Source organism: Catenovulum maritimum (genome assembly GCF_001050375.1).
Lineage (GTDB): Bacteria > Pseudomonadota > Gammaproteobacteria > Enterobacterales > Alteromonadaceae > Catenovulum > Catenovulum maritimum.
Genome location: NZ_KQ130484.1, coordinates 43,158 through 66,500, shown reverse-complemented (window position 1 = coordinate 66,500; position 23,343 = coordinate 43,158). Strand labels below are relative to the sequence as shown.

The following is a 23,343-nucleotide window of genomic DNA, read 5'->3' as shown; positions in this document are numbered from 1 at the left end:
CAATATTCTCGTCTTAAGTTAATATTAATAAGATTCCAAATCCGTAATTGCTGGCGACTATGAATAAACTTATCTTACTTTTGAGCTGTTATTGGGTTTCGTTTGTTGCGGTTGGGAACTGGTTGCAAGCAAAGCCTACACAAAATAGCAGTATTGTGTTAGAAAACACCAATGCCGTTTATTTACAAAATAGCCAGATAAATGAATTACAACAAAAGCTATTATCACTAACAAAAGCCAATCAAACAGAAAAAGTAATATTAGAGTTGCCCGACCTTACGGGTGAAACCGTAAAATTTTTAGCTCATTATGATCCTGTCTACGAATTAGATTTTCAGCAAAAATATCCAAACATAGCAAGCTTTAAAGCCCACAGGTTAAATGACGAGAATCAAACAGCCCGAATTGACACAGGGCCAAATGGCCTTCATGCGGTCTATATCCTAGATGGCAAAAAACTATATCTAGATCCAATTAAAGACAACTCAGGTTACCAAGTTTATCAATACGAACAGGCTGGTGACATTCAAGATAGAGTGATTCAGCAAACAATTGAAACCAATCTAGCTCGTAGAGGTGCGCTAGGTAGTGCGAACCAAACAAGCTCTATTATCACTTATCGAATTGCCGTTGCGGCTACAGGGCAATACACAAATTTTTATGGAAGTAAAAGCAATGCTGCGAATGGCATAGTGACCAGCATCAATCGAGTCAATGAAATATTTGAACGAGATTTTGGAATTAGACTCAGCATAGTTGCAAACAATGACTTAGTCATTTTTGAAGATACAAACACTGACCCTTTCGAAAATAATGATCCAGACGCAGATCTACCGATAGCACAAACAGAAATAGATAATGCAATTGGCAGAAATAATTACGACATAGGTCATCTATTCACGACAGAAGGTGGTGGTTTAGCCCAAGTAGGAGCAGTTTGCGGAAGCTCAAAAGCGAAAGGGCTTACTGGCATAAGAAGACCAACCGGAGACGCATTCAACATAGACTATGTATCGCATGAAATTGCCCACCAGTTTGGCGCCACCCATACATTTAATGCCACAGCATCAGACTGTGAAACCAGTCGTAACAACTCTGCAGCCTATGAAATCGGTAGTGGCGTTACCATAATGGGATATGCTGGTATATGTGGTGAAGAAAATGTTAGAAACTCATCCTTAGCGGTTTTCCACAGTAAAAGTATCCAACAAGTGAGTAGTTTTATCACCTCTGGCTTGGGCCGAAATTGCGGTACACAGTCAACCAGCTCAAATGCGATACCAACCGCAAATGCAGGAAATCACTATACGATTCCGGCAGGCACACCGTTTAAGCTCACTGGGACAGCAACAGACTTAAACAACGACTCCCTAAGTTATTCATGGGAGCAATTCGATTTAGGTACAAAGACCTCAAGTAAATCTGATTGGGCAAATAATGGCGATGGACCGATTTTTAGAAACTGGTTACCCAAAGACACAGGAATTAGATATATACCAGATATAAATGATTTAATATTTAGCCGGAGCACCCCAGCTGAAATACTAGCAACCAATACCAGAGAGCTAAATTTTAACTTTGTGGTTCGAGACCAAGTTGGTGGTGTTAATATTGATACAACCACTATCAGTGTGAATTCTGCATTTGGTCCGTTTACCGTAACGAAACCTGACGACTCAAGCGTTTTCATGGGTGGTAACTTAGTACAGATTGAATGGGACGTAGAAGGCACAGGATCAATCTGTAGTAGTGTCGATATATCTATTTCAACAGATGGTACTGATAGCTTTACAAACATAGCGACACAGCAAGCTAACTCAGGTTCAGCACAAGTGAACTTACCTAATTTAACAACTAGCTTGGGGAAAATAATGGTGGCTTGTCACGACAATATATTTTTCAATCTGTCTCCTAGTTTTTTCACCATAAATGAACAAGCCATAAACCAGCCGCCAGAAATAACAGCTCAACAAGCCCTATCGACTTTAGAAGAAGATGCCTTCACTTTTAGCTTGTCGCAATTTACCATAGCAGATCAAGATAGTAATCAATTTCAACTTAAAGTTTTAGCCGGTGATAACTATCAAGTGAATGGTGACACGATTACGCCTTTAGACGATTTTTTTGGTCAACTAAGTGTGCCGATAACAGTGACGGACGGCAGCAGCACCAGCGAAGTATTTAATGCCAGCATTACAGTTGAAAACATAAATGACAAACCAACAGCTAGTTCTGATTTTGCCCGAGTTGAAGAAGGTGAAACGGTTACCATTGATGTATTAAGTAACGATGCTGACATAGACAGCTCATCGTTAACAATCTCAAGTACCGACTACCAAGGTTTAGGGCAGATCAGCATAGTTAATAATCAAATCAATTTTATGCCCGGAGTTAATTCGGGTACAGAAACATTTAGCTATCAAATTACTGACGGCGAACTCACTGACAGTGCATCTGTCACAGTGAATGTTTCAGCTAAAGCAGAACCAGACATTACGATAAAAACCAGCGGTGGTAGTGGCGGTGTATTATTCACTTTGCTGTTACCTTTAGTGCTGATTCGTTTTACAAAGCGTAATAAAGATTGATATAGCTAAGTATTAGCGGTATATTTGCAGCAACTACAGAGTAAGTTGGATATCCAACGGGGTCGATTAGGATTCGACGGGTTACACAAACTCTAAGGTGCATGTCGTGGGGCGGTTGGCCACGTAAAAAGCCGCAAAAAAATAGTCGCAAACGACGAAACTTACGCACTAGCAGCTTAATAACCTGCTCAGAGCACTTCTGCCCTAGCTTCCGCTTGTAAGACGGGGAATTACAGAAGTTCAAACCCAAACAAGATAGTGTGGATGCTCCCGCCTGAGAGTTGAAGCATGAAATCTAATTCAGGATAGCCTAACTGTGGCGTGTTTGTTCGCAGCAATTGGGTGAAATTAAAGACAAACTAAGCATGTAGTACCGAGGACGGCGGTATTCCGGACGGGGGTTCAAATCCCCCCGGCTCCACCAAACACTTAATTAAAGACATCCAAGGATGTCTTTTTTTATGCCTAAAATAAAACAAATCAACAACATAGCCTGACAATAAGCTCTTTAAAACCCTTTCGAGTTTAGCCACATACAAAGTTTATAGTAACATTTGTAGTAACATAAGCTCTTGTGTCGCTAAGTTCGTGTTACTAAAAAATGAGCGTCTCGAAAGTTACCGCTTTAGTCAATAAATATAGCAACTCATGTAGTACCGCTTGTAGTACCACACAAATTTTACACACTGGTACTACATTAGGTAATAAGCAAAGATTTAGGTTAAAACGCAGTAGCTGAGCACTGAAATTCAGCTACTTAGCTTTTTTAATCGGTTTGTTTTTTAGCATTTCTATTATGCCTTTTAGCATAAGCTCTACTTCTGTTACGCAGTTTTCGCCATCAATTTTCTGCCAGTTTAAACCAACCAATAAATCGTCTTGGGCAATGCCTTCAATCCATTTGTCTTGGAAAATAGACCACTCAATTGGATAAGGTTGGAATTGGGTAAAACCTTCGTTTGATTGAATAAAGTCTAACGCTGCAGCTTCACTTGACCAAAATGGCATTACTTTTAAGCCATCATCCCCAGTAGGAGTTGGTATACCTTTGTCGTCGATTATGCTGAACAAAGATTCTGTTTGCGCAACTTGACGGTAAAATTCAATTTCGGTTTTAGCTGTTGATACTGTTGTGTTTTCAGGGTTATTGGTTTGCAAAATATGCTTCTCTTAATTTTAAATGAATTAGGTGTTTTTGTTTTTCGCTTCAATCCATTGCGCCATGTATTGCGTGCTTTTCATTGTATGGTGCTGCAACATGGCACCTATGATATTTCGATTTCTAAAATCTTCTAAGTTTTCTTCAATCAATTTAATACTTTGTTTAAGGCTATTAATATGTGGCTCAGCCAAGTATAACGTCTCTAACAAGGTTTTTCCTTGTTGTTGTGCTTGCTGCCATACGCTTTTGTCTTGATACAAATTTATTGCGGCTTCAGCAAATTCAGCGTCTGTTTGGGCGATTGCGCCAGGCCAAGTAAGATCTGCGTGCATAGCCTCTGCGCCAATCGGTGTTGTTACACTTGGTGTACCGACCAGCATGGCTTCAAATAGCTTTCCTTTTAATCCTGCGCCAAATCTTAACGGTGCCAAACAAACTCTAGCACTAGAGACAACAGCTTCAGCATCGTCTGCCCAGCCCTTTACTAAAAATCCTTGTTTTGGGTTGTTTAATTGAGTTGCCTTTTTCGGCACATAGGCGCCGTAAATATGCATTTCAGCGTGTTTAAGTTTAGCTCTAATTAAAGGCCAAATCTTTTGCTGTAAATACAAAACCGCATCCCAATTTGGCTCATGTCTAAAATTCCCTATAGTGACGAAGTGAGCCCTGTCGTCATAAGTTTGCCAACTTGCTGGCTCTGGCATTTCGTCTAACAAAAAAGGCAGGTGAAATAACTTTTCGGCAGGTAAACTATATTTGGTTTGGAGTAATTCCATTTCAAAGCTAGAAATCACCAAGGCTAAGTCACAGCGCCATATTGCGGCAATTTCACGTAAAGCTAGCTCAGATTTATAGTCAATGTCATTTAATGTACGGTTTTGCTTTAAAGCTAATTGCCTTGCATTTCGTAGAGAGCACAGATCTTCTAAATCTAAAATCTTGATTGCGTTAGGGCAATGTTTGCTGACTCGCCAGCCAAATTGCTCTTCCATCATAAAGCGATCAAACAACACAACATCAGGATTTAGGGCTGAGACAAAATGATCAAAGCTTTCGTTATTCAACTCAATTTCAGCTTTAGCTATGCCCCACTCTTCAAATTGAAATCTATGTGGGCTTTCAGCGGCTGGACTCGCAAAAGTGATTTGATAGTTTTGCTGTTGGAAAAACTGTAACAAAGTAAGCATGTTACGCCCAGCTGCAGATGAATTAGGTTCAGGCCAAACATAGCCGATCACCAATAGTTGCTTCATGAAGATGTCGTTGTATAAATCCAAAAAGCCATTTTACTGGCTTTTTGGCATAGTTAGCTAGTCTAAAACCATAATAACTGCTAAATCCGTTCCTTTGATATTGGCAAATAAGCGACTGAGTTTTTCTGATGTTTCAGGGTTAAATAATACGTCTGTTTTATCTTTACCTGCTCGGTTTGCTTTTACGACAAGAGGCCTATCACCAATACTAGGGTGACGTTGTGCAAATTGTAAATCACGAGTAAATAATGAAACTAGCCGTCCACTCGCTAAAATAGTGTCTTTATCGTCTTGAGTTGGATAAAGTAACTTGCCTTTGTCGGTTCTTAATTTAGGCGCTAATGATGGTCTAAAGTGGCTGCCTCTTACATCAACCACTAGCCCAGTTGGTTGATACTGAACAGCAGAATTAGCATTGGTTGGCATTTTCCCGAGTTGACCTTCCAGCTGCTGCACTCTCAGTTCTAAAGCTTGATATTTTGAAAGTAAGTCTTGCTCACTAAAAGCATAAGCTTTTTGCGGAGCTAACCAACTTAGTTGCTCACCTAAACCATCCAACATTTTGTAAAATACAGATTTCTGCGTTTGCTGTTCAAATAAATCTTTGTAAATGCTAGTTGATAAAGTTCCACTGAGCGGCGCTTCAATGACAACTTTACATGTACTGTCAGGATACGGTGTTTTTTCCATAATCAGCCCACCGCGTACAACACCTTGAACCGAAGTTGTGATTGTGTCGTTTGCTAGCATGTATTTTTCAACGACTGTCGATGCCTCGACACGAACGCCTTTAACCGACTCAAGTAAATTCCTTTGTGCATCAGCTATTGCAGCACGACAAGATAGCAAAGGGATCACATGTGGTGGTTTATTACTTGGCGCTGCGCCCATACCAATCGCGCTAATTTTACCTGTCGTCCAATTTACAGAACCATTCGCACCGACAAATTCTGTATATTCTGTTTCAGCAAAACTATTTTGGCTAAAAGCAAGGCTAAAAATAAAAGCTGTTATTTTAAATTTCATTGATTAAACCCTAATATTTCACTTTACCCAGAACCGTTAACGAATCAGCGGCTGGTTGCCATTTGTTATTACTCGCGTCTATTTCATATATACTTGAGCTTTGGATGTGGAATGGCTGGTTATTAATAAATTTATTGTTGTTTATTTTAGGGATAGCGTGACCAGAGATAATCATCCCCGCGGTAAAACTACCTGAAATTTCACAATTTTGTATGCTTGGTCTTGCATTACCTGAAATATCAAAGGCACTAAATTGGTTGTTGATAAAATGACTATTTTTAATGCTCGCTTCTCCAGCTTGTATAGTAATAGCCACGTCTGCACCTTCAACTTTTAAATAATCTATCATGACGCTCGCTTGACCATTTAAAGCTAAAAACTGTCTAAAGCCGGATTTATCCGCTGCTGTTACGGTTACAAGCGCATTAGACTCTCCATATATTTTTAAAGATCCTAAAACGGTTAAGTTTGCATTCCGACTTGCGATAATTTCAACACCGGGTTCAACAAGCAAAGTGGCATTGGCATTTAAGCGAGTTGTTTGATTTAAGTAATACGGGCTTTGCGCTTTACTTAATATTGAATTTTCCTGTATTACATTTGCCAGATTAGGCTCAAGCACAGCATATTGATTAAAACCTGCATCAGGCACTGGTTTGGCTGTTATTCGACTCACTTCACTCTGATTTCCAGCTTGATCCAGCGCAACGACATCAAATTGATAATCGACAAAATTAGTTAAGTTAGAAATTGATAATTGCGTTTCTTGAGTCGATTTAACTAATTGCTTTTGTTTTGTTTCTGTATCGAGTAAGTAAACTTGGTAAGTTGCAATTTCATCGGTCAAATCGGCTTGCCATGATAAATTAACAGCCTTAGCATTCACGGCCGCATTAAGATTTTGAGGTGCTGTGGGGGCTATATTATCGACAGTCACTAATCCAAATGGACTTAACCAACGACTAATATTGCCTTGTTGATCCATCAGCACACCTTCAACCACAACCTTTTTTGCATTCGCTTTTTTCGAGACAGGGATTTTGCCCAAATATTCACCCGGCTCAACTTCTTGTAAATCAAAGTTACCAACCCCTTCAATATTGACTTGGGCACGCATACCAGCTTGACCTTGCAGCCCTACTTCCAGTAAATCGCCATATTTAAGCGTTTTATTAATACCGTTATGGATTACGGTTGATATACTTGGTCCAGCGGCAGTTGCTAACCTTTTAGGTTGAGGCATCACCTTGGCTAGCTCTCGGCCTACATCGTCAGCAGCCCGCAATAAATTTTCTTCTTTTAAATGTAAGGTTGCTACAGCTGCATTGAGTAATAGTCCAATTGGGGAAACAGAAATACCACCAGCTCGACTTGTTGCTGTATCAGACTCTTGCCAGAGTAGTTGGCCATTCCTATTGTAAAACCTTAGCTCTACACCCACCTTAATTTGTGTAACTATGCCAGCAAAAATTCGTTCAAAATGGTTAATATCCCCGAAGATAACCCCATCGACTTCTAATATATCGGCTAGTTTAGCCGAATCCATTTGATGAGCTTGTGCTAAATCTATTCCCGCTAAACTTAATTTGTCATCTACAGCCTGCCAATGCAGCATATGATAATTTTTAGACGCTATATGGTTATATATAACACGTCGAACAACTTCAAATGCCCCATCAGATTCAGTTAAGTTGTTGAAAGGTAATACCGCTATGGTTTTAGGTATCTCATCCTGTTCTAATTCAATTTGTTTTTTTTCGTCTTTAAACAGTTTCTCAACTTGATCTAAAGGCTCTGTCGTTAAAATAGTATCTCTATTGCTGACAGCACAGCTCATTAAACAAAAGCATACTATGATTAATATGAGCGATTTGGTTCGGTTAATTAACATGTTTTGTCCTTTTTTTATGACAAACTTTCTGTTTTAAATTGTAGCTCAATGCCAAACTAATTGACTAAAAAACCAGCAAGATGATTGTATATGTTAAAAAATTCTTTTTCAGTTAAACTATATCGTAAACGCGTCAATACATTAACTAATATTCAATGAAAATTTTCGAACAAGCAGATCACAAATTAAATGCATTAGGGCTACTTTGCCCCGAGCCGGTGATGATGGTTAGGCAAGCCGTCAGAAAGATAGATGTTGGTGAAACCTTACTAGTAGAAGCGGATGATCCATCAACAACCCGTGATATCCCCAGCTTTTGTCGATTTATGGATCATCAGCTCCTTGCTCAGCAAGTTGAAACTCGACCATTTCAGTATTTAATCAAAAAAGGCAGTTAATCCAAATTTGAATAAAACTGTTTTCTCATTACCAAAATATATATTACTTTGATTATTTTAGACTTTTTTAATATATTGAATTTTTAAGTTCTCATTTTTTGGCAAAGCGCCCCATAATAATCTATTGTTTTTGATATTAATTCATCAAATTTAGATTATGTGTTGCTAACCCGAAATACATAACAAAAATAAGGCAGGTACTAAAATGAGTTTAATGACAGTGAAAGAAGTGGCTGAATTTCTAGGTGTGCAAGATTTAAGAGTGCTTAGATTAGAGCGTGAACATTTACTTGTAGCAAAAGACAAAGACAGCGAAGGCTCTCCTCTTTTTGAAAAAGACGCGGTAGAAAAATATAAAGAATTAGCTAAACGCCTTGGTGGTTTATAATCATCGCTGGGTGATTTTCTATTCTAAACAAGCTAAGCTCTGGGTATAGCCCTCTGTGTGAACAAGTCCTGAATTTTAACTTCAAATTTTGACATTAGCATTGAGGGTAGTAAATATGAATAAGTGGCAAACGCCACTGTTTTCAAATTAACTAACCCAGAGACTTTCATCTAATGACTTCGCTGATTAAATCTTCTAAAAGTTTCCTAAAGTATCTTTTTTTACCACTGATTACGCTCTTAACTTCGTTTCCTGCTCTATCTCAAGTCGACAGTCTTACTGACAGTTTAAATCTGATCTCTGTTATTTTTATTCCTTGCTTATTACTAGCCTTGGGCTTTAGCTTAATCGTACTCAGAAAAATATCAGCCCCAACTGCGATTTTATTCTCTATCTTTATTGGGGTTACCTGTTTATTAAATTTAAGCCAGTCGATAGATACTCAAATTTATCTCACTCAGGTACTTTTTCCTCTTGGACTCATTAGCCTTTTTGCCTGTTTACTCGGATTAAATAAGCTAGATAAAAAATGGCGCTGGTTAGCCATTAGTTTATTACTTGTTCCGACTTTTTTTGCGCTGAACCAGTTCTTGGCACTTAGTTCTAACTTTGCCGCTAATCTTATAAATATCGCTTTGGCGGTTTGTTTTGCCTCATTTTGCTTGATAAAAATAAAAGACAGCTTAATTTTTACCTCTGCATTAATGTTAGTTTTGAGTTCAATATTCATTGAATTTAAGCTACATATTGATTTTGATTTAGTTTCAATTTTGGCTAATCTAAGTGCTATTTTATTGTTTTTTAAATTCAGTCAACAATGCTTAGAAAGCTGCTCATTTAATTTAGGAACAGCAGCAAAAAACACGGCTGCCTCTAATATTGAATCTGAATATATAAATCCAGTAACGGGTTTAGCGAATAAAAATACCTTAGCGCTCAGCTTTAAAAGCAACATACTATCTAGCCAAGATACTTATGCTTTAGTGGTGTTAAAAATAGAAGATTTATCCAGTATTAATCAACTTTTAGGGTTCGCGACAGGCGATACCATTTTGATTCAAACTGGGTTACGGATTAATCAAAAGTTAACCGAAATAGCAGAGATTCCAGTATTAGAACAAAGCAGAGATGAGTTAAAACTTGCCCATATTTCTGGCGTTCGATTTGCATTCTGGTTAAACATAACCAAAGACAGAGACTTACCAAACAAAATCGCCGTAAAAATTATGCAGGTTTTACCTGAGCCTATTCCTTATGAGTCCATTATAATTTCACTTTCGACTTCGCTTGGCTACGCTGTATACCCAAATCATGGAGAAGATTTTGAATCTTTATTTTATAAAGCCAACTTAGCTTTAACTAACAATCCAAATCCACACCTGATTAATCCATTTAATCTTGAATATGATTTAATAAATAAACAACAAAAATCGCTCGCTGCTCAATTACCCGATGCGATAAATAAAGAGCAACTAGAGTTAGTTGCACAGCCGATTTTGAATTTATCAAGTAAAGAAATCGTCTCTGTTGAAGCATTAATTAGGTGGCGACATCCAAGCAAAGGTTTAATCGCGCCTGCTGAGTTCATCAATATTGCAGAAAATACAGGGTTAATTCATAGCATTTCTAAGTGGGTAATTGAAACAGGCTTAGCAGAAGTTAGCAAATGGCAACAAGCTTCATTAAATTTGAGCATTTCAATTAATATTTCAAGTAAAGATTTACTTCAGCATGAATTTGTTGATTATATCGCAGAGCAATTAGTGCTATTTAATTTGCCAAGTTCTAGCTTAATTTTGGAGATAACAGAGTCTGTTATTGCAAACAACCCAGAACAAAGTCACGCTGTGATTCAAAGGCTAGATCAAATGGGTATTGCCGTTTACCTAGATGATTTTGGCAGCGGGTTTACTTCACTTGCTAGTTTAAGAAACTTAGCGATTGCAGGGTTAAAAATTGATCAAAGCTTTATTGCTAATTTAACCACGAGTAATAGAGATAATACGATAGTCACTAGCATTATTGATTTAGCGAGAAACCTAGGTTTCAAAATAATAGCCGAAGGCATAGAAGCAGAAGCAATAGAAAGCCGATTAATCGCACTTGAATGTGATTATGCTCAGGGCTTTTTATACTCTAAACCCATTGAGTTGCACGGCTTTATTAACTGGGCTAAAACATGGCAACCAAAACAAAATGTTATTTAGGAGAATATAACACCCTATGCTTATGCAGCAATTAGAAAGATTTTCACATATGTTTGAAGGCAACACGCTTCAAACAACACTGACAGTATTGGCATTATTAATTTATCTTTTTTTAGTCCATAAAGCTGTGCCTAAGTTAGGCGATATTATGCAAAACAGTCGTTTAAAGGAAAGATCATTTAACCAGGCTAGCTTTTCAGCTTTACTCATCATAAGGATATTCTTTATTGCAATTTTGCTATTTATTTGGGGGGTCGATTTTAACAGCCTACTGATTGTTGGCTCGAGCGCAATCGCATTATTAGGTGTAGCACTATTTGCAAGCTGGTCAATATTGAGTAATGTGACCGCGTTTTTTATCTTACTGTTTAGCAAAAGCTTTAGACGTGGCAATTTCATCCGAATCGTCAATTTAGACAATTTTGTCGAAGGCTATATTTCAGATATTAATTTAATTAACACGACGTTAATTACCGAACAAAGAGAACTACTGATTTACCCTAATAATTTATTGGTAACACAACCAATTATCGTGAACCCTAAAAGTCATATTATGACTGTTGGCAAAACCACGGATTTATTTGTTAAAGCTAAGCCGATAAGAATGAAAAGGAATATCCGGTAGCTAGATGATAAAAGTGCGTTGGGAAGCAAGGTATGCTTCCCAAATTAAGACATGAATGAGTTTAAAATTAATGTTCGTGGTTTAATATATGGAACAATAACTCTTTTACTGTATGCGGCTCAAAAGGCTTATCACAGATCGCATTAACCCCTGCCTGCTCAATATTAGCTAAATGACTTTCATTAGCTTCTGAGCTGACCATTAAAATTGGAATATGTGATTGCTGACTTTGGTTTCTGACAAATTCAGTCAACTGCTTGCCATCGAGTTCTGGCATGTTGTAATCCGTCACAATCAAATCAAACATTTCATCTTCTAAAATTCGTTTGGCTTCGGCACCATTAACCGCCTCTGTCATGCGCTGAACGCCCAGATTAGTTAGCACTCTCTTTATATGATTTCTTGCCAGCCGACTATCATCGACAACCAGCACACGAATATCATGAATATCAAAAAGTTCTAGCTCTAGTTCATCTGTGGTCAACAAATCAAGCGTAGAGTTAATTGCAGTGCCCAAATGTTCAGAATTAAAAGGCTTAGGTAAAATAGCCACTACACCTGCTTGCTTAAACTCTTCTAATTGCTCTTTTCTATATTCACTGGAAATCAACATAAAAGGGACATCCGAATAAGGCTCCGAATGACGAATATGATGTAAAAGCTCTAATCCAGTACCATCAGGAAAATGAAGTGACGAAATCACCAAGTCAGGTACATGATTTAAAATTGATGCTCTTGCTGAAGCAATGTCATTTGCTTCTTCTATATTGCTGATATCTTCTTTTAATAAATGTTTAGTAATAACTTTACGCTGCATTGCAGATGGTTCAACTAACAATATAGATAAATCTGCTGGTGATAGATGTTGCATACGAACCTTAACCTCTAGGTCGGTTTAAATATAGTAAATGACCGATATAAAAATAACTGCCTGAATTCTGCTACACACCCTATTGAGATTAATTAGATGTATTGACTTAACTCGTCTCAAGCTCATCAAATAATGAAAAAGCTGCGACTCTAACGTGATAATTGCGTCTTAAATCAGGCTAACTTCCCTTCTTATACCTTTTCAGAAAGGCAAGTTCCACTACTTTTTTGTCTAAAACTTGACGATCTAACCTTAAATTATCTTATTAATTATCAAATATTAATAATTTAACTTGATAATTAACCGTGAAAATTTAATATAAAAATTTGAGTTTTAGTAAAGCTTAACTATTGTTTATTTAACAGTTTTTTTTAATTACGATTACACATCAGTTTGACAGCTGCTAAACTCATTGTGAAAAGTATTCCCCTTAATACAGGCAGGTATTTATGAGTCTAAGTAAAACCCTATCACCCGATAACAAAACCTTTACGATCCAAATTCAAGGTAAATTTGATTTTAATCTAGTACAAGAGTTTCGCTCTGCTTATGCGGATATTGGTGCAGAAAACCCTAAAGTTGTAATTGATCTTCGTGATACAGAATACATGGATTCATCAGCTCTAGGTATGCTCCTAAATATGCAGAAAAATCTAGGGTCAAAAGTAAGTTCGATTGCAATCTCAAATTGCCGTCCTCAAATTAAAAAAATCTTACAGATTTCTCGCTTCGATAAAAAATTCGAAATTGATTGATATAGTGCGTTAGGATATTAACTTATGCATATTTTGGTTGTTGATGACCAAGCGTTAAACCGCACTATGTTGCAGTACATGCTTGAAGTGGAAGGCTATCAAGTTTCTTTAGCTGAAAATGGCAGGGTCGCAATTGAAACTTTTAATCAAGTAAAGCCTGATGTGGTTTTGCTTGATGTAATCATGCCTGAAATGGATGGCTTTGAAACTGCACCAGAGCTAAAGAAAATGTCTGGAGATGTCCATCTTCCAATCATTTTCATTACCTCATTAGACGACCAAAAATCCATGCTGCGCTGCCTAGAAGTCGGCGGCGATGATTTCCTAGCAAAACCCTTTGATAAAGTTATACTTTCCGCCAAAATTAAAGCGCATGGCAGAAACCGTGAACTTTCGATTCGAATATTAGAACAGAGAAATGAACTCAAATACCATCAAAACTTGATGGACCGAGAGCATAAGATTGTTGAGCACATATTTTCTAATGCCCTCAATAACAATCGCTATATCAAAGATATTCTAAGCCACCACTTATCCCCTGCGTCCATGTTTAATGGTGATATGCTACTGGCAAATAGAAGCCAGCTAGGCAGTTCCTATATTTTACTCGGTGATTTTACTGGCCATGGCTTAGCGGCTGCAGTAGGGGCTTTACCAACAGCTCAAACTTTCTTTAATTTAACCAACAGGGGTATGTCTGTTGGTGATATTGCTAGAGAAATAAATAACCAACTTATCAATTTATTACCCGACGATATGTTTTGTGCGGCAGCCATAATAGAGCTATCAAATAGCGGTAAAGCAGTCTCAATTTGGTGCGGTGGCATGCCGGATATTCTAGTTGTGAATAGAAACAGCGGGATAAAACAGCGAATACAAGCCCAACACATGGCGCTTGGTATTTTAGACAACGATGAGTTTGAACACGCCAGTATCAATTGCGAAGTACAAGATACAGATAGTCTGATTTTATACACCGACGGTGTAACTGAGTCAGAAAATAAAGCAGGTGAAATGTTTGGCCAAGAAAGGCTAGAAGGCTTTTATAATGAACAACCTAAAGCTGAGTTAGTCGATGTTATTTCTTGCTTAGATGACTTTAGAGGGGCTACTGAGCAAGCTGATGATATTTCTCTGGTACAAATTAATTGCCTCGCCTCTCCTAAACCAGAAGCCGTTTCTGAGAATTCAATTCCACCACTTCCTTGGCATATTAGTTTAGATTTATCACCGGATGATATTAGAAATACAGATCCAGTCGCTAATATTTTAGACATGGTCTCGGCATTCGAAGGCATGGAAAAACATCGTTCAACCCTGTTTTTACTTTTGGCCGAAATGTACAACAACTCAGTTGACCATGGACTATTAAAACTAGATTCAGCTATCAAAGATGCCGAAGATGGCTTTTTTGAGTATTACATGCAGCGCCAAGAAAAGTTAGAGCAGCTAACAGAAGGCTCACTAACCTTAAATATTTCTTACGCGCCAGGTATTGAGTCAATTAAACTTTCAGTAACGGATAGTGGCGAAGGTTTTGATACGAGTGAAATCGCTGATATTCAAAATAGAACAGAACAACATGGTAGAGGTTTAAAATTAATTTTAGAGCTAGGCGAAAAATTGGAGTATCAAGACCAAGGGCGAACGATTATTGTGCACTATTCAGTAGCCCAATCCAAAGCGCTAGACGAGATACCAGATGCCGAAACTGCAGAAATTGAATAAGTTAGCTTGAGCTAATTTTAAACCAATAAAAAAGGCTGCGTTTATCATGCAGCCTTTTCATAAATAACATAACTAATTAGACATTAATCGTCTGAGTATACGTTTTCGTAAACATAGTTTGTTGCGTCGACAAAGCCTTTCACACTACCACAGTCAAAGCGCTTGCCCTTGAATTTATAACCAATCACTTTACCTTGCTTAGCTTGAGCTAAAAGTGCATCAGTTAATTGAATCTCACCATTTTTACCTGGAGGCGTATCACGAATAATATCGAAAACATCAGGCGTCAAAATATAACGACCAATAATAGCTAAGTTAGAAGGTGCATCTTCAACAGCAGGTTTTTCTACCATGTCTGTGACTTGATAACGACCATCACCAATGTCATCGCCCGCAATTACACCATATTTAGAAATTGTTTCTTTTGGAACTTCCATTAAAGCAACAACTGTACAACCCGTTTCTTCATGGATTTTAGCCATTTGAGCCATAACCCCTTCACCACCCACTTCATCAGGCAAGCACAAATCGTCCGCTAAGATAACACCAAACGCTTCTTTACCTATTAAAGTCTCTCCACACAAAATTGCATGGCCTAAACCTTTCATTTCAGGTTGGCGGGTAAAAGAGAAAATACCATTATTTTGAACATGACGAATTGACGTTAGGTATTTTTCTTTACTAGTGCCTGAGATTTCATTTTCTAGTTCATAAGAAATATCAAAATGATCTGCAATTGCGCGCTTGGTTCTACCCACAACAAAGCCAACATATTGCATGCCTGCTTCTATTGCCTCTTCAACACCATATTGAATCAAAGGCTTGTTAACAATTGGTAGCATCTCTTTCGCTTGTGCCTTAGTAGCCGGCAAAAAACGAGTTCCGTAACCTGCGGCTGGAAATAAACATTTTTGAACCATTTGGGTTTCCCTATCAGTAAATTTAAATTCTCTTGTTGGCTTAAACAGCACATAACATATGTTCGATAATGCAATGCTCAGAGAATAAACTCAAGTAGGCAAAGCGTTTTACCCTGATTTTTTTTATAAAAATAGGTATTAAAGTCTCATTTTGATCAACAAATTAGTTATAAGGCACCTCAATCCTTTACTTATCTTTACGTTGTAAACCTTAATTTTCGCTAGTGATGTTGCCATACTCTGGTAAATTAACGCTTTGTGGTCCAGTATATTTAATAGCGATATCGTTTTAGCAAAAAATATAATTCGGTTCATAAAAGCAATACTGCCGTCATAAATATAATACGCACTCAAGAGGTTTGTCATATTATGGAAAAAGCTTTATCCGTTTGGTTAATCGACGATGACACTGAATTAACAAGTCTGCTATCTGAATATCTTTGCCACAATGGATTAGCCTGCGAAATATTTAATTTAGGCGCGCCAGTTTTAACGGCCCTAAAACAAGGAAAACTTCCTGACCTTATGGTTTTAGACGTAATGATGCCAGGATTATCCGGGCTGCAGTTATTGCCCTCTATAAGAAGCCACACAGATGTTCCTGTTATCATGCTAACCGGTCGAGGTGAAGAGATAGATCGCATCCTCGGATTAGAGTTAGGTGCAGACGATTATATTTCAAAACCGTGTAATCCAAGAGAGCTACTTGCACGTGTGCAAGCCGTTTCACGCCGCTATAACGCTATCCCGCAACAGGTAAAAAAAGCGCAACAAAATCTTTCATTTCATGGAATTGCGTTAGATCTAGGTACACTAGAATGTACTTACATGGAGCAAAAGATAGAATTAACAGGCATTGAACTTTCTGTTTTATCTGAATTAATGAAACACTCGGGGCAATTAATCAGCAAAGCAGACCTCACCGAACGCATTCTGCACCGTAAATTAACCGCATATGATAGAAGTATTGATGTACATGTCAGTCGAGTTAGACAAAAGCTCAAGCAAGCAGGCTTAACCCAAGACATAATTAAAACGGTTCGCGGTCAAGGGTACCAATTTATCGCAGCATGATTAAAAAATTTAGGTTTTACAGTTTATTCTGGAAAATATTTGCCATTATTTGGTTATCTCAAGCGCTTATCTTATTAAGCGCTTCACTCATCATTGGCTTAAACGCGGAAAGAGCGCAACAAAACACAACAGTCGAACGTAAAATAGAGAGGCAAGTCCAAAAAGTACTGCACAGGTATGAAAATAGCCTACAACCTCACTTTCCTCCTTGGCTAAAACCTTTTGATGAACTCGCTGAAATCATAGATTTACAAAATGGTTTCCGTATTTTTGGCCACTTAATGCATGCCAACGACCAATCAACACGCTCTTTTATTGTTGAGTCAGAAAACCACTTCAAATATAAAGTTAACTATGTGTCGCTAACCAGAGGTGATGCCTTAGAGCAACTTTGGCAACGCTATGGCAAGGTACATGTTCTTTTTAGTCTTTTCTTCGTTAGTGTCTTTAGTGCGGTTATTACGACCTTAATGGCAAATCCTATTCGCCGATTGAAAAAGCATGTGACACTGCTTTCGGATGGCGAACTTCACACACGAGTAAATGAAAAACTAACTCGTAGGCAAGACGAAATAGGAGGCTTAGCAAATAGCATAAACTTAATGGCGGAAAGAATTAATGCTTTAATAGATGACAAGCAGCAACTCCTAGCAGATGTCAGCCATGAATTAAAAGCCCCCATCGCGAGAATGCAAGTCGCTAACGAAATGGCGTCACAAATAGCTGAAGAAAATAATTTGCCCACCCGATCTCATCAACAAATAGATAAAGATATTCAAATTTTAACTGCATTAATCAACGAAATATTAGATTTAGCCAAACTAGACAATGCAACGATGAACGGGCAAGAAGACTTAGTTGATCTCGATAATATTATTTTAGAAACGATTGATGCAGCTCATTACGATTACCCTAGTCGAGAAATTAGATACACGGGTTTAAACAAAACCTTCCCTGTGAGCCAAAGACTTTTTTACCGAATATTTAATAACTTACTCAATAATTCGTTAAAGCATACTGATAGTGATATCGAAATTAGTGCGATTGAAATCGATAACCAGATAAAAGTCGCAGTCCGAGATTTTGGTCCTGGATTACAACCTGAGGTACTAACAAACTTATTTAGACCTTTTACTCGTGGTGAGAGCAAAGCAACAGGCTTTGGCTTAGGCATGACAATAGCAGCTAAAGCAACAGAGAAATTAGCAGGAAAAATAATAGCAAGCAATCATCCTGAGCAAGGGCTAATAATAGAAATATATTTACCGTTAAAACGCTAGACAATACACCGTTAGGTTATGTCTTAATATTCGGCATAACGCATGATAGCCTCCTTTCGAAACGTTTAAGCTTGAAATCTAACTTATAACCTCGCCTAAATCTAAGCCAAAGCGCGTCAGTATAAAGTAGTCAGTTTATTTACAACCTTCCGCATAAGCGATCTTAGATGTAAGACATTTCCCTTCCTGAATATAGAATATGACCTGGACTCATTTAAGTTATAGCCAAAAACAGAATCTAATACATTGTTTTTAAATAAAAAATAACAAAGCATAAAAAAACTATGCCTTTATTGTTTTAAATAATTCGCTTTTAAGTTTTCTGCAGTCGACTAATATTTAACTCGAAAGGACGCAAATATAAGGAAGGGCAGGAGCTCAGCTTATCAAGGAGATAAGTAATGGATAGGACATAGCATGAAGCTAGTATCAATCAGAAGATTGTTTCCAAGGAATATAGCAGGACGCTACATAGTGGAATACGCAGCTAACCGTCAAAAAACGCCTTTTTAGGCGTTTTTTCTTTTCTCCCCCATTTAAATTCTAAAATAATGCCCATATATTGGCTTTATTGAGCAATTCATATTATTAGTTAACTTTGCATTGCCCAAAATAACACACTATAGTGAATTGATTTACTTTAAGATTGCGTCTAATTACGCTTTCTGGTATAGATACGCGCCTAGTAGATTACTGGCAAAGAATTAGGAGAACTGACATGGCCGCTGGCACAGAAAGAAAAGCAACAGGCATAATAGCTCAGGCCGGTTTACAACCTTACCAAGAGAAGCCTGGTGAGGAATACATGAATGCCGATCAACAAGAGCATTTTAAGAAGATACTATCAACATGGCGCAGTCAACTTAGAGCTGAAGTAGACAAAACAATGCATCATATGCAGGACGAAGCAGCAAACTTCCCTGATCCTGTTGATAGAGCATCACAAGAAGAAGAGTTTAGTCTAGAGTTAAGAACTCGCGACCGTGAACGTAAGTTAATCAAGAAAATTGAAAAAACTTTACAATTAATCGAAAGCGATGATTTCGGCTTCTGTGATGAATGTGGTGTGGATATTGGTATTCGACGTTTAGAAGCAAGACCAACAGCCGATTTATGTATCGATTGTAAAACGCTTGCAGAAATCAAAGAAAAACAAAACGCGGGTTACTAATTAAACAAAGCCGCTTAAATACAATTTAGCGGCTTTTTTATTCACATGACGTATATAGGCCGTTTTGCCCCTTCCCCATCAGGTCCACTCCACCTTGGCTCACTTGTCGCTGCAATCGCAAGCTATTTAGATGCTAAATCCAACCAAGGGTTATGGTTGTTAAGAATTGAAGATATAGACCCTCCAAGGCAAATAAAAGACGCAGATAAAATCATCCAACAACAGCTCAATAGTTTTGGCTTAAATTGGGATGGTGAAATCCTTTATCAAAGTACTCGGTTAGAAGCCTATCAGCAGCAGCTAAACGATTGGTTGAGGCAGGACAAAGCATATTGTTGTAATTGTACTCGACAACAAATTAAAGCAAACGGTGGCGTACATGCTGCAACTTGCAAACAGCTCAACTTATCGAGCCAAGGCAACGCTATTCGATATAATAACCCCAAAAATATTGAACACTTTAGCGACTTAATCCACGGCCAAGTAAAAGTAGACAGTAAGCAAGCTTTTGATGATTTCGTACTATTCCGGCGTGATGGACTTTACGCCTACCAGTTAGCGGTGGTATTAGACGATATATTCCAAAAAGTGAGCCATGTTGTCAGAGGCCAGGATTTACTCGAAACCAGTGTATGGCAAATAGCGCTCTATAACAGCTTAAATCAAGCAACGGTGCAGTATGCACATTTACCTTTAGTTTTAGCACAAGACGGCCGAAAGCTAAGTAAGCAAAATGGCGCTCCGAGTGTCAGCGAACACGACATAGCTCAGCAAATAACTCAAGTGCTCAATATTTTAGGTCAAAAGCCGCCTCTAGAGTTAAACCTTGAATCCAAAGAAACAATTTTAACTTGGGCAATCGACAATTGGCGACCCCAACAAATTCCAAAATCATCAATTTTCAGCCAATAATCACTTTTTTGCAGAAAATATAAGCATTTTTCACTGCAAAAATTTTCATTTTATCGAGTCTGTTATATCATTGCGCCAAAATTTTTACCTCAATAGGTTTAGTTATCATTAATCAAGTCGTAAAGCTGTGCAAAAAGGTATTGAAACCTAAAAAATCAGACACATCAGCTAGCCAATTACAAATAATCACTCGCTCTGAGCATCCGATTTCTAGAAAAGATATCAGCAAAAGTGCGCTTAAAGTTTTATACCGCTTAAAAGATTGCGGATACGAAGCTTATTTAGTGGGCGGTGGTGTTCGAGATATTCTGCTCGGTTTAAAACCAAAAGACTTTGATATAGCAACTAACGCAACACCAGAACAAATCAAAAAAGAATTTAGTAACTGTCGCTTAATCGGTAGACGATTTCGTTTAGCTCATATCATGTTTGGCCGAGAAATTATTGAAGTTGCAACCTTCAGGGGACATCACACAGAGGAACCTGAACAAGCCAAGCAATCTGAACATGGTCAATTGCTTAGAGATAATGTCTACGGCAGTATAGAAGAAGACGCTGAGCGTCGTGACTTTTCATGTAACTCACTTTACTACAATATTGCAGACTTTAGCGTAAGAGATTACTGGGGCGGTGTTAAAGCGATTCAGAATCGTGAGATTGACTTAATTGGCGATCCAGAAACTCGATATAGAGAAGACCCTGTGCGGATGCTACGGGCGGTTAGGTTTGCCGTTAAACTAGGTATGCAAATTACGCCTCGCACAGCAGATCCAATTCACCAATTAGCGCCATTACTGCAAAACATTCCAAAAGCGAGACTGTTTGAAGAATGTTTAAAAATGCTTATGTCTGGACAGGGCTTAGAAACCTACAAAATGCTGAAAGAATACAACTTATTTCAGCAAATTTTTCCAAACTTAGTTGCCATCAACGACGAAAACTCAATCACGAATCAATTAATTAATTTAGCTTTAACTAATACAGATGAAAGAATTGCGCAAGACAAGCGGGTAACACCTGCTTTTCTATTCGCTGCCCTGTTATGGCATCAAGTTGAAGAACAACAAGCAAAAGTATTATCCGAAACAGAATTGAATCCACATGATGCCTTTGTGATTGCCATTGGCCACGTACTAGACAGTGGTCAGTTTAATGTCGTGATTCCGAAACGCTTTACCAGCACAATTCGTGACATCTGGTATCTACAACCTAGATTAGAAAAACGAGCTGGCAAGCGCTGTTCTAAATTATTAGAGCATCCAAAGTTCAGAGCTGCTTACGATTTCTTATTATTAAGATCGGAAATAGAAGCTGGTAAGTTAATTGATATAGCCCACTGGTGGACTCAGTTTTATCAAGTTGAAGAGCCGCAACAAAGCAAAATGCTAAATGAGCTAAATAAACCAGAAAGAGGCAGTCGCAGGCCACAACGAAAAAGAAGAAGAGCGGCACCAAGAAGAAAACCGAATAACTCAGAAAAGTCATGAGAAAGTGTTACATAGGTCTAGGCAGTAACCAACAGCAGCCTAAACAGCAATTGAACGATGCGATCAGGGCATTAAAGGGCCTAACTCAACTAGCGCAATTTCGAGCTTCCTCGTTTTACTCTAGCAGCCCTATGGGTCCGCAAGATCAGCCTGACTATGTAAACGCAGTGGCAGAGTTTACTTGGTCCGGTACTGAGATTGAATTATTAGACGCACTACAAAAAATAGAGCAAGAGCAAGGTAGAGTTCGTAAAGCTGAAAGATGGGGGCCTAGAACGTTAGATTTAGATATCCTACTTTTTGGTGATTTAGAACTTGAATCAGATCGCCTGACCATCCCTCATTATGGTATGAAGGTTCGAGAGTTTGTGCTGTATCCACTCGCAGAAATACAACCTGAATTAACACTCCCTTGTGGCACACATATCGAACAATTACTGAAAATAGTCCCACTCAATGGCCTTCATAAATTAGTTTAAAACAAGTTAAGAGCTAACGATGCAAACAGTCCAAACAGTTGAAACATTAAGATCTCAAGTTAAAACCTTTAAACAGGCAGGTAAATCAATCGCCTTTGTACCTACCATGGGTAATTTACATACTGGTCACTTAGAGTTAGTTAAGGTTGCAAAAACTAAAGCGGATGTCGTCATAGCGAGTATTTTCGTTAACCCTATGCAATTTGGTGCCAACGAAGATTTGGATAGTTATCCAAGAACATTAGAAGAAGATAGCCAAGCGTTAGCAGAACTAGGGGTCAATTTATTATTTACGCCAACGCCAGAAATCATGTACCCAAAAGGTTTAGCTGTGCAAACCTTTGTTGAAGTGCCGAATGTTTCAGCTCTATATTGTGGTCAATCTCGTCCAGTTCACTTTAGAGGTGTCACAACAATAGTAAACAAATTATTCAATCTAGTTCAGCCTGATGTAGCTTGTTTTGGAGAAAAAGACTTCCAACAACTCAGTTTGATTAAAACCATGGTTGAAGATTTATCTCTACCCATTGAAATTATTGGCGTGCCAACCAAAAGAGAAAGTAGCGGGTTAGCTAAAAGTAGTCGAAATGGTTATTTAACCGAAGTTCAGAAACAGCAAGCTACTGTGCTATATCAAAGCTTAACTTTAGCCAAAGCTGAAGTTGACCAAGGCAATTTAAACTTCGCAGCTCTCAAAGCACAGATCCAACAAAAAATAGAAACAGCTGGCTTAGTTGTTGATTATGTTGAATTTGCAGACGCTAAGTCCTTACAGCCAGCAACCGAAGATTCCGAGTCTGTGGTACTGCTACTGGCAGCATATTTAGGTAAAACAAGGCTAATCGATAACCAAGTTTTGTTTACTAAAAAACCTTAATAACAGATTAATTTTCAAATAGTTAACGTCTATTTGGTTTATATTTTTTTGCTCCGAAAGCCGCTTTGTTAATTAATAACGTTAATTAACAAAGCAGAAAAGGGGGCGGTTTACTCCCCTGCTTAGCTTACACCTTGTCTTAATTCACCCAAAAATAAATTCGAATACCGCTTGGACATATCATTGCCTTCGCTTTTAGGGCTTAGAGGCCAAAATTTTTTAAGCGCAACTGTAAATAGCAGCCCTAGCTC

The 23,343-nt window shown here is 38.1% G+C and carries 20 protein-coding genes and 1 other RNA gene; 15 read left to right on the top strand and 6 right to left on the bottom strand.

Features of this window, described 5'->3' with window-relative positions; all coding sequences use genetic code 11:
- The first annotated feature begins 59 nt into the window (after positions 1-59).
- Together XM47_RS04475 and ssrA are read left to right on the top strand one after the other, a co-directional pair.
- Positions 60-2,588 (top strand): reprolysin-like metallopeptidase, encoded by a 2,529-nt coding sequence (locus tag XM47_RS04475; protein ID WP_048690234.1) that lies wholly within the window; start codon positions 60-62, stop codon positions 2,586-2,588.
- A gap of 58 nt (positions 2,589-2,646) precedes the next feature.
- Positions 2,647-3,012: a transfer-messenger RNA gene (gene ssrA, locus XM47_RS18835) on the top strand.
- Positions 3,013-3,341: 329 nt separating this feature from the next.
- Here the strand turns inward: ssrA and XM47_RS04470 are convergent.
- The 4 genes from XM47_RS04470 to XM47_RS04455 are packed head-to-tail and all read right to left on the bottom strand — an operon-like array spanning position 3,342 to position 7,920.
- On the bottom strand, positions 3,342-3,746 hold the full coding sequence (locus tag XM47_RS04470) for a DUF2750 domain-containing protein (RefSeq protein ID WP_048690232.1): 405 nt from the start codon (positions 3,744-3,746) through the stop codon (positions 3,342-3,344).
- A 27-nt stretch (positions 3,747-3,773) separates the two neighbouring features.
- Positions 3,774-5,003, bottom strand: a complete 1,230-nt coding sequence (locus XM47_RS04465) for a glycosyltransferase (RefSeq protein WP_048690231.1) — start codon at positions 5,001-5,003, stop codon at positions 3,774-3,776.
- A 57-nt stretch (positions 5,004-5,060) separates the two neighbouring features.
- Positions 5,061-6,029 carry an LPP20 family lipoprotein gene (locus XM47_RS04460; RefSeq protein ID WP_048690229.1) on the bottom strand — a complete coding sequence of 323 codons (969 nt, stop codon included), beginning with the start codon at positions 6,027-6,029 and terminating at the stop codon, positions 5,061-5,063.
- Positions 6,030-6,039: 10 nt separating this feature from the next.
- Positions 6,040-7,920, bottom strand: coding sequence for a GNA1162 family protein (locus XM47_RS04455; RefSeq protein ID WP_048690228.1), 1,881 nt, complete (start codon positions 7,918-7,920; stop codon positions 6,040-6,042).
- 155 nt (positions 7,921-8,075) lie between these two features.
- Between XM47_RS04455 and tusA the strand changes: the two genes are divergently transcribed.
- The 4 genes from tusA to XM47_RS04435 all read left to right on the top strand — a co-directional run bounded on the left by tusA (position 8,076) and on the right by XM47_RS04435 (position 11,538).
- The gene (gene tusA / locus XM47_RS04450; RefSeq protein WP_048690226.1) at positions 8,076-8,318 is read left to right on the top strand and encodes a sulfurtransferase TusA; all 243 of its coding nucleotides are present in this window, start codon (positions 8,076-8,078) and stop codon (positions 8,316-8,318) included.
- Positions 8,319-8,523: 205 nt separating this feature from the next.
- On the top strand, positions 8,524-8,706 hold the full coding sequence (locus tag XM47_RS04445) for a hypothetical protein (RefSeq protein ID WP_048690224.1): 183 nt from the start codon (positions 8,524-8,526) through the stop codon (positions 8,704-8,706).
- 173 nt (positions 8,707-8,879) lie between these two features.
- Positions 8,880-10,913, top strand: a complete 2,034-nt coding sequence (locus XM47_RS04440; RefSeq protein WP_048690222.1) for a putative bifunctional diguanylate cyclase/phosphodiesterase — start codon at positions 8,880-8,882, stop codon at positions 10,911-10,913.
- 16 nt (positions 10,914-10,929) lie between these two features.
- On the top strand, positions 10,930-11,538 hold the full coding sequence (locus tag XM47_RS04435; RefSeq protein WP_048690220.1) for a mechanosensitive ion channel domain-containing protein: 609 nt from the start codon (positions 10,930-10,932) through the stop codon (positions 11,536-11,538).
- 67 nt (positions 11,539-11,605) lie between these two features.
- Here XM47_RS04435 and XM47_RS04430 read toward each other — a convergent pair whose 3' ends face one another.
- Positions 11,606-12,409, bottom strand: coding sequence for a response regulator (locus XM47_RS04430; protein WP_048690218.1), 804 nt, complete (start codon positions 12,407-12,409; stop codon positions 11,606-11,608).
- A gap of 449 nt (positions 12,410-12,858) precedes the next feature.
- Between XM47_RS04430 and XM47_RS04425 the strand changes: the two genes are divergently transcribed.
- A complete protein-coding gene (locus XM47_RS04425) occupies positions 12,859-13,164 on the top strand; it encodes an STAS domain-containing protein (RefSeq protein WP_048690216.1) in 306 nt (101 codons plus the stop codon).
- Between the two features lie 24 nt (positions 13,165-13,188).
- On the top strand, positions 13,189-14,892 hold the full coding sequence (locus XM47_RS04420) for a fused response regulator/phosphatase (RefSeq protein ID WP_048690214.1): 1,704 nt from the start codon (positions 13,189-13,191) through the stop codon (positions 14,890-14,892).
- 83 nt (positions 14,893-14,975) lie between these two features.
- Here XM47_RS04420 and galU read toward each other — a convergent pair whose 3' ends face one another.
- On the bottom strand, positions 14,976-15,812 hold the full coding sequence (galU, locus tag XM47_RS04415; protein WP_048690212.1) for a UTP--glucose-1-phosphate uridylyltransferase GalU: 837 nt from the start codon (positions 15,810-15,812) through the stop codon (positions 14,976-14,978).
- 369 nt (positions 15,813-16,181) lie between these two features.
- Here galU and XM47_RS04410 point away from each other — a divergent pair, with 369 nt between their 5' ends.
- The 7 genes from XM47_RS04410 (at position 16,182) to panC (ending at position 23,092) form a co-directional block, all read left to right on the top strand.
- Positions 16,182-16,886 (top strand): response regulator transcription factor, encoded by a 705-nt coding sequence (locus XM47_RS04410; RefSeq protein ID WP_048690211.1) that lies wholly within the window; start codon positions 16,182-16,184, stop codon positions 16,884-16,886.
- The gene (locus tag XM47_RS04405; RefSeq protein ID WP_048690210.1) at positions 16,883-18,166 is read left to right on the top strand and encodes a HAMP domain-containing sensor histidine kinase; all 1,284 of its coding nucleotides are present in this window, start codon (positions 16,883-16,885) and stop codon (positions 18,164-18,166) included. Before XM47_RS04410 ends, XM47_RS04405 begins: the two co-directional genes overlap by 4 nt.
- A 718-nt stretch (positions 18,167-18,884) precedes the next feature.
- A complete protein-coding gene (gene dksA, locus XM47_RS04400) occupies positions 18,885-19,337 on the top strand; it encodes an RNA polymerase-binding protein DksA (protein ID WP_048690208.1) in 453 nt (150 codons plus the stop codon).
- A 45-nt stretch (positions 19,338-19,382) separates the two neighbouring features.
- Positions 19,383-20,249 (top strand): tRNA glutamyl-Q(34) synthetase GluQRS, encoded by an 867-nt coding sequence (gene gluQRS / locus XM47_RS04395; protein ID WP_048690206.1) that lies wholly within the window; start codon positions 19,383-19,385, stop codon positions 20,247-20,249.
- A 185-nt stretch (positions 20,250-20,434) separates the two neighbouring features.
- The gene (gene pcnB / locus XM47_RS04390; RefSeq protein WP_048690521.1) at positions 20,435-21,736 is read left to right on the top strand and encodes a polynucleotide adenylyltransferase PcnB; all 1,302 of its coding nucleotides are present in this window, start codon (positions 20,435-20,437) and stop codon (positions 21,734-21,736) included.
- Positions 21,733-22,215: a 2-amino-4-hydroxy-6-hydroxymethyldihydropteridine diphosphokinase gene (folK, locus tag XM47_RS04385; RefSeq protein WP_048690205.1), complete on the top strand. Its 483-nt coding sequence runs from the start codon at positions 21,733-21,735 to the stop codon at positions 22,213-22,215. Before pcnB ends, folK begins: the two co-directional genes overlap by 4 nt.
- Positions 22,216-22,234: 19 nt before the next feature.
- Positions 22,235-23,092, top strand: coding sequence for a pantoate--beta-alanine ligase (gene panC, locus XM47_RS04380; protein WP_048690203.1), 858 nt, complete (start codon positions 22,235-22,237; stop codon positions 23,090-23,092).
- Positions 23,093-23,343 lie beyond the last annotated feature (251 nt).